We start from the raw sequence: 6,464 nt of genomic DNA on the forward strand, positions 1-6,464 counted from the left end.
CCTCCATTGTGCCGCGACCCGACAGATCCGACTGCTTGAAAAGCAGGTCTATGACGCCAAAGTCAAGAACATGAAATAATGCTGGGAGTTGTCCCAGCTGTCCAAGGAAACAAATGGCCCGCAACAGCGATGCGTTGGGTGGTACGTGCATCACACAACCCAACGCATCACACCACGTCAGCCAGGACCGCCGAGACACCTCGTTCATGCATCCAACAGCCAGCGCCATGCCGGAATGGCATCAATGCTCCCTTCCGGCACCTCAATCCGTTCTTCATAATCCGCGGTGACGATAACTCCGGAATCCACCTGGAAGCGGCGCATCGCCGCCTGCAATGCCCGAATCTCCCGCGTGCGCGTCTTTTCATCGTCGAGAGCCCAACAAACTTGAATCAAGTGATAGACATCCATGGCGATGGCATCGCCAACGACGAAATCAACCTCATGCCTGTTTCCACCATCCTGAAACAGCAGCCGAGACACTGAACCATTTCGCACAAGCCTGGCGTCACGGCGGAGTTTCAGAAACACCGCTGTTTCCAACCGCTGCCCGCGCTCCAGCGCTGAAGCTTTGGAAAAAGCGTTGAACATGCCTTGGTCAATCGCATACACTTTGGCGGAGGAACGCGTGTTATCCGCCAAGGCGCGGGAGAACTCATTGACCTGGAACAGCAGGTATGCTTCCTCGTAATAGTTCAGCAGCGCCGAAAGCGATCCACGCGAAACGCGCAGCCCCCGGCTCGTGAGCATATTGGCTGTTTTGTTGACCGAGAGTTCGCGCCCGGACGACGCCAATGCCTGCGTAAGGAACGCCGACGCAGCCACAGGATTGCGAATGCCGTACCGGTCAATCACATCACTTGCCAACGTACGATTCGCGTACTCCTGCAACAATGCCACAGCATCAGGCGCCCCCAGCCCCTGCACAGCGATGAAACCGCCACGCTCCAAATAGCCATCCAGCCCATGCCTCAAATGAGCGATCTCCCCCGACGTAAACGTCCGACGCCCATTCATGTCAACCGGCACACCGCTGAGGTCGACACCATGGAATCGCATGTACTCCGAGAAGCTCATCGGGAATAATTCTCGAGGCAACGCGCGACCTCTGAACTCGGTTGCCACTTCCCGCGATAGCATTTTCGAAGACGAACCCGTCACGTACATGGTGACGTTCATCGTATCAACGAGACGGCGCAGAAACATGCCCCAGTCCGGCACTTCCTGAATCTCATCGAAGAAGAGATATACGCCTTTCTCTCGGACATCTGGATACAGTTCAAAATAAGAATCAAGCACATCTTGCAACAGCTGGGCGGTAAATGGCTTCAGCCGCTCGTCCTCGAAATTGAAGTAAAGAAGGCGATCCTCGGACACACCGGAAGCAAGCAACGCACGCATCTCCTGAAACAGGCGGTACGTCTTGCCACACCGCCGTACACCGACAATGGTACGGACCAGATTGCCCCTTCGAGGTTCCGGAGCCTCCCCTAGATCAAGATCACGCGGGAACACCTCAGGTACTCCCGCGCTCTTCCATTCGCGAATTATGCTTTTTACCAGATCGCTCACACCAGCACCCACCTTCACCGTCGTCTTGATTCGCTATTCTATATCTTGACTTTTCAGAGAGCAAGATTTATATGAATCTTGCTCTACAGAAGAGCAAGATTTACTCTTTTTTTGAGCGAGACAGCGATATCCAGCTGGCGCAATCCGCACAGCCGCACGCCCGAAAAGCAGGTCTATGACGCCAAAGTCAAGAACATGCGCTGACATTCAGCCATGATTGACGCCGCTCCGCAGAAGGTTAACAAAAGGTGAACTAGTCCTGAACTTGTCGCTATAATGCCCGAGGTACGTAGTCGTAACAGGAACGGGCAGAGCAGTGATCGATACCCGAAAGCAAGAGGAACCAACAGCGGAAGCGTCGGCAGCGTCGGCTGAAAACGCAGCCGACTCAGTTGAGACGGCAGGCACAGCACCTGACGCAATCAACCCCGAAGGGACCGATACGGCGGCCGACACGGCGGCCAATACGGCGAATGAAGAACCCGAAGGCACACAAACCGACAAGCCCGAGGCAACCAGCCTCGCCTCCATGCGGCAAACACTGCAATCTCTCTGGCCAAAGCAAAGCCGGCCCGCGAGGCATGGGGCAAACGTCCGAAGCTTCCCTACACGCTGTACGCCGTGGTCATGGTGCTGATCGACGCGGCTGCGGTGCTGTTCATCCAGTGGGGCATGTATTCGGAGCCAACATATGCCGATCCGAATGCGGTGGACAACACCACCAAGATCCTCAACAGCGTGAAAGGCCAACTCACCAAGTTCGTCTCACAGATGTGGCTGGAGGAAGACAAACTCAATTGGCTGCTGAACTTCCTCGCCCTCGGCATGATCTATCTGGTATTGGTGTTCGTGCTGAATCGTTTCTGGGTGGCTACAGCCGTGTTTTCCATCATGACGGGCGTCTATGCCGTGGCGAACAGCATCAAGGTCGATCTGAGGAACGAGCCGATCATCCCCTCCGACCTTGGGTTCCTCACCAGCGGCAACGGCGGGGAAATCGCATCATACATCCCAGAGAACAGCCTAACGCTGGTGCAAGGCACCATCAAAGCACTGATCTTGCTGACCATCATCTGTCTGGCACTCCAGTTCGTCGACCAGCGCCGATGTGTGATCCCATTCCATTGGCGCAAACCGTTCCGCGATACGAAAACCATCATCGGCAACGCCACACGTGTCATTGCGGCGGCAACGAGCATCGCGCTGCTGTGTACGTTCACCTGGACGCTCAGCATACCCGGCGCCTGGGGCTATGAATGGGCGAAATCATGGGGTGATTCGCCTCGTCTGTATAACGCTGCGGAAGACGCCACGGTCAATGGTCCTGTCATCAATTTCCTGCGTCTGGCGCATCCAAAGATCATGGAGAAACCGGATGGCTACAGCCGGAAGACCATGGAGGAATTGGTCGACAGATACACCGATGCAGCCAACAGCACCAATGAGTCACGCGCCAATCGTCTGACCGACAGCACTGTCATCATGCTTCTTTCGGAGACGTTCTCCGACCCGACGCGCGTACCGGGTATCACCTTGACCGAGGATCCAATGCCGAACATCCGCGCGCTGAAAGACGCCACGACCTCAGGTCTGATGCTCTCCCCCGGCTATGGAGGCGGCACCGCGAACATCGAATATCAGTCGCTGACCGGCCTGGATCTCGCACTGTTCGACGATTCGATGCAATCCATGTATCAGGAACTGGTGCCGCATCAGAAGAGCCCGTTCGCATGGAACCAGCTGTGGAACACCGCCTATGGCGAAACAGGCTCGGTGGCATTCCACCCGTATTACAAGAACATGTATCTGCGCGACGCGAACTACAAAAAGTTCGGTTTCGGCACGTTCTACACGTTGGATAGCGACCCGGCGATCACCCATCAGGACAGAATCGACAATTCGCCATATGTGAGCGACGCGGCAGCCTATCAGAACATCATCGACCAACTGAACAGCGAAGAGCATCCCCAGTTCGTGCAGATGGTCACCATGCAGAACCACATGACCTATGACGGCTGGTATGCCAACAACCAATTCGATCAGGCGAATATCACGGAGAACCTCAACGATTACGAGCGCGGTCAGATCAACACCTATACCAAGGGAATAAGTCTCACCGACCAGGCGACCGCCGACTTCCTCAACCAGCTGAACACGATGGACAAGCCGGTCACCGTGATCTTCTATGGCGACCACCTGCCGAGCTCCTACCAGACCGCAGCCTCAGACGATGCGAATACGCTCGCATTGCACGAGACCGACTATTTCATATGGTCAAACAATGCGTCAGCCTCGACGGGAACGAAACTGGACGCCAGCGACACCGCCTACACGTCACCGAACTACTTCATGGCGTTGGCCGCCGAGCATATGAACGCCAAGGTCTCGCCATATCTCGCCTTCCTCACCCAAGCCCGCGCGAAGCTCCCGGCGCTGGAACGCCTAGTGCTTGGCGCAGGCGGATTCACCACCGACACGTCGACCACGTACCTGGACGCCGAAGGCAATGCCGTCAACCGTAACGGCCTTTCGGAACAGGCGGACAGCATGCTGCACGACTATCAGCTCATTCAGTACGACATGACCGCCGGCAAAGGCTATCTGGCGGAGACGGGCTTCTTCGACATGGGGTGACTGCGCGGCTTCGCAGTGACGTGCGTCGCGCAGTGTCGTACGACGAACCGTGCGATTACCTCCGCCGCCCCGCCGCTAATTAGTGGTCCGTGCCTATGTCTCCTTAAGCAAGTCTTCGTTGCGGATCACGGGCGCGTTCCTGACCGCCGGGCGTAACGCATCCAACTGGACGGCGAGCTTCAGCTCGTCCACCATGGGAATGTCAAGCAATGAACGGGCTGCAGCATGCAGGTACTCGTTCAACGCTTCGATACGGCCGTCTTCAAGCGGGTATGCCGGATCGTTCTCCAACGTGACATCCAACGCACGGCGCAGCATGTCATGCTGCGCAGCCCCCATGATGCTCGCACACTGGTCGCGGAACGTCATGCGCGAGTTCGACGGCTGGCGCTCCTCCAACACTTTCGGCGTCCATGCGCCATGCTCCCAGTCGGAACGCATGTCGTTCTTGAACAGGGACATGTTGTGATCGAACAACGGGGCCGGACCAAGGATGTGCCCGGTATGGTTGTCCCGCAGGAAACCGTGGTTGTTGGCGTGGCGGTCCTAGTTGACGATGAGCGCGTCGAACACGAGCATCGTGCGCATCGCCTCGAACGACGCTTCCGACACGGCACGGGCGGCAGCCAAAATCTCAGGGAACGAGGCCAGCTGCGTGGCCGCGTAGAACGGCACGAACGAAACATCCTTCGAGTTCATGGAAGGGCACACCGACGCCAGTTTGCCTTTCCACCGGGCGATACGATACTCGACTGCGTTCACGCCGAGCTTGTATGCCAGCTGGGAGGCGAGGCACTCGGAATACGGTTCCAGCCCAGCGTTCGCATAGCCCTCGGAACCCGCCTTCCACAGTTCCAGACCATGTTGCATATGGCGCCACGCCTTCGGGAACTGCCCGTCTGTCGTCCATTCGCCCGACAGGCCGATTGCATGTTTCTCGCTCGACGTGTACCCGGTGTAGGCGACGATGGCGAGCGTCTCGTCCAACGGATTGTCATATAGATTGATGTCCGCGAACCTCAGGTTCTCATCGTCGCGTTCCACCCAGAACGAATCATTGACCGACAGTCCTTTGCAGAGGTCGATGATGCCGAGGGTGTCTGAAATATTCAGTCCTGCCTGTGCGAGAATCTGGGCGGCGAACTCGCGGTTTTTCGGAATCGTGCGCCGCTCCAGCCACGTGGCGAGCTTCGCGTCATCCGGCTCGGGTGCCAGCGGGAATGGGAGCAGCGTCCGCTTCGACTCGTCGAACCAACGGACGCGGGCTTCGACTTTGCCCGCCAGCAGCCCCTCACCGTACGCGGCGTCAAATCGAAGCAACGGAACGTCATACAGACGCAGCACATACCCGGTCATGCCTGCTCCTTCCGGCCTCGACACCCAAACGCCCGAACGCGCACGCGTTTAGGCGCCCAGACGCGCAACGTACCTTCGTCGGTCCCGACACAATCCCATACACCGACAACTGAGTACAGTATAGGCAAAGCCTTTGGAGACAAGGTCTTGGAACCGTAGCGATTGTCATCATTCGACAAGACACCACTCCCGTTCCTGCACCGCGCGGCATGCGGACCGCTTCCGTGTACCATACTGTTCATGTCCATATCGCTTCGATGGTCCGCCTGTTCCGGCCGGGCCGCTGACGTATCAAGAGGGATGCCATGACGCAGGATTCACCGCTTGTCTCCGTGATTGTGCCGGTGTATAACGCCGAGGATTATCTGCGCTACTGCGTGGATTCGGTTCTGGGACAGTCGTACACGAACCTTGAGGTGATTCTGGTGGACGACGGCGCGAAGGACTCCAGCCCCGCGACCTGCGATGAATACGCCGCGCAGGACGACCGCGTCACGGTGATCCACCAGACCAACGGCGGCATCTCCAAGGCACAGAACGCCGGCTTGGACGCCGCGCATGGCGAGTACATTGCGTTCGCTGACAATGACGATATCCTCGACCGGCGCAACATCGAGCTGCTGCTGCATGCGCTGCTCAGCACCGGTGCGGACATGAGCAAGGCCCGCTGGCGTCAGTTCGGCGTCTCTCAGCTGGAGGAGGTGGCCGCGGATGCAGCAGTCGGCGCCGACACCCCCGGCACGATCACCGTGTTCGAGCATCCGCTCGCCGCATATCAGACCGTGTTCTGCAAGAGCCTCAGGTTGATCGGGGACAAGCTCGGTCGTCACACCGAGGCCCGGTACTTCAACGAGGCCAACTGGTGCAGACTGTACAAGCGCGAATTGTGGGACGGCATCCGC

5 protein-coding genes and 1 pseudogene are annotated in these 6,464 nt (G+C 57.8%); 2 read left to right on the forward strand and 4 right to left on the reverse strand.

The annotated features are described in order from the left end of the window. Together BW09_RS11025 and BW09_RS10700 are read right to left on the reverse strand one after the other, a co-directional pair. On the reverse strand, positions 1 to 229 hold a 229-nt coding region (locus BW09_RS11025), incomplete at its 3' end, for a hypothetical protein (protein WP_219846534.1). Continuing rightward, a complete protein-coding gene (locus BW09_RS10700) occupies positions 205 to 1,572 on the reverse strand; it encodes an ATP-binding protein (RefSeq protein WP_140462937.1) in 1,368 nt (455 codons plus the stop codon). The genes BW09_RS11025 and BW09_RS10700, both read right to left, overlap by 25 nt. Positions 1,573 to 2,097: 525 nt before the next feature. On the opposite strand from BW09_RS10700, the pseudogene BW09_RS10705 reads away from it, so the two are divergent. Further along, positions 2,098 to 4,206: pseudogene (locus tag BW09_RS10705) on the forward strand (LTA synthase family protein); the annotation flags it as partial. Between the two features lie 93 nt (positions 4,207 to 4,299). Here BW09_RS10705 and BW09_RS11250 read toward each other — a convergent pair. Together BW09_RS11250 and BW09_RS11255 are read right to left on the reverse strand one after the other, a co-directional pair. Then, positions 4,300 to 4,668 carry a hypothetical protein gene (locus BW09_RS11250; protein ID WP_258185088.1) on the reverse strand — a complete coding sequence of 123 codons (369 nt, stop codon included), beginning with the start codon at positions 4,666 to 4,668 and terminating at the stop codon, positions 4,300 to 4,302. 84 nt (positions 4,669 to 4,752) lie between these two features. Beyond that, positions 4,753 to 5,562, reverse strand: coding sequence for a hypothetical protein (locus BW09_RS11255; RefSeq protein WP_258185089.1), 810 nt, complete (start codon positions 5,560 to 5,562; stop codon positions 4,753 to 4,755). Positions 5,563 to 5,867: 305 nt separating this feature from the next. Between BW09_RS11255 and BW09_RS10720 the strand changes: the two genes are divergently transcribed. Then, positions 5,868 to 6,464, forward strand: a 597-nt coding sequence (locus BW09_RS10720; protein ID WP_140464937.1) for a glycosyltransferase family 2 protein, incomplete at its 3' end; no start/stop codon positions are given.

The sequence above is a fragment of the Bifidobacterium sp. UTCIF-1 genome, assembly GCF_006408915.1.
Classification (GTDB): Bacteria; Actinomycetota; Actinomycetes; order Actinomycetales; family Bifidobacteriaceae; genus Bifidobacterium; species Bifidobacterium reuteri.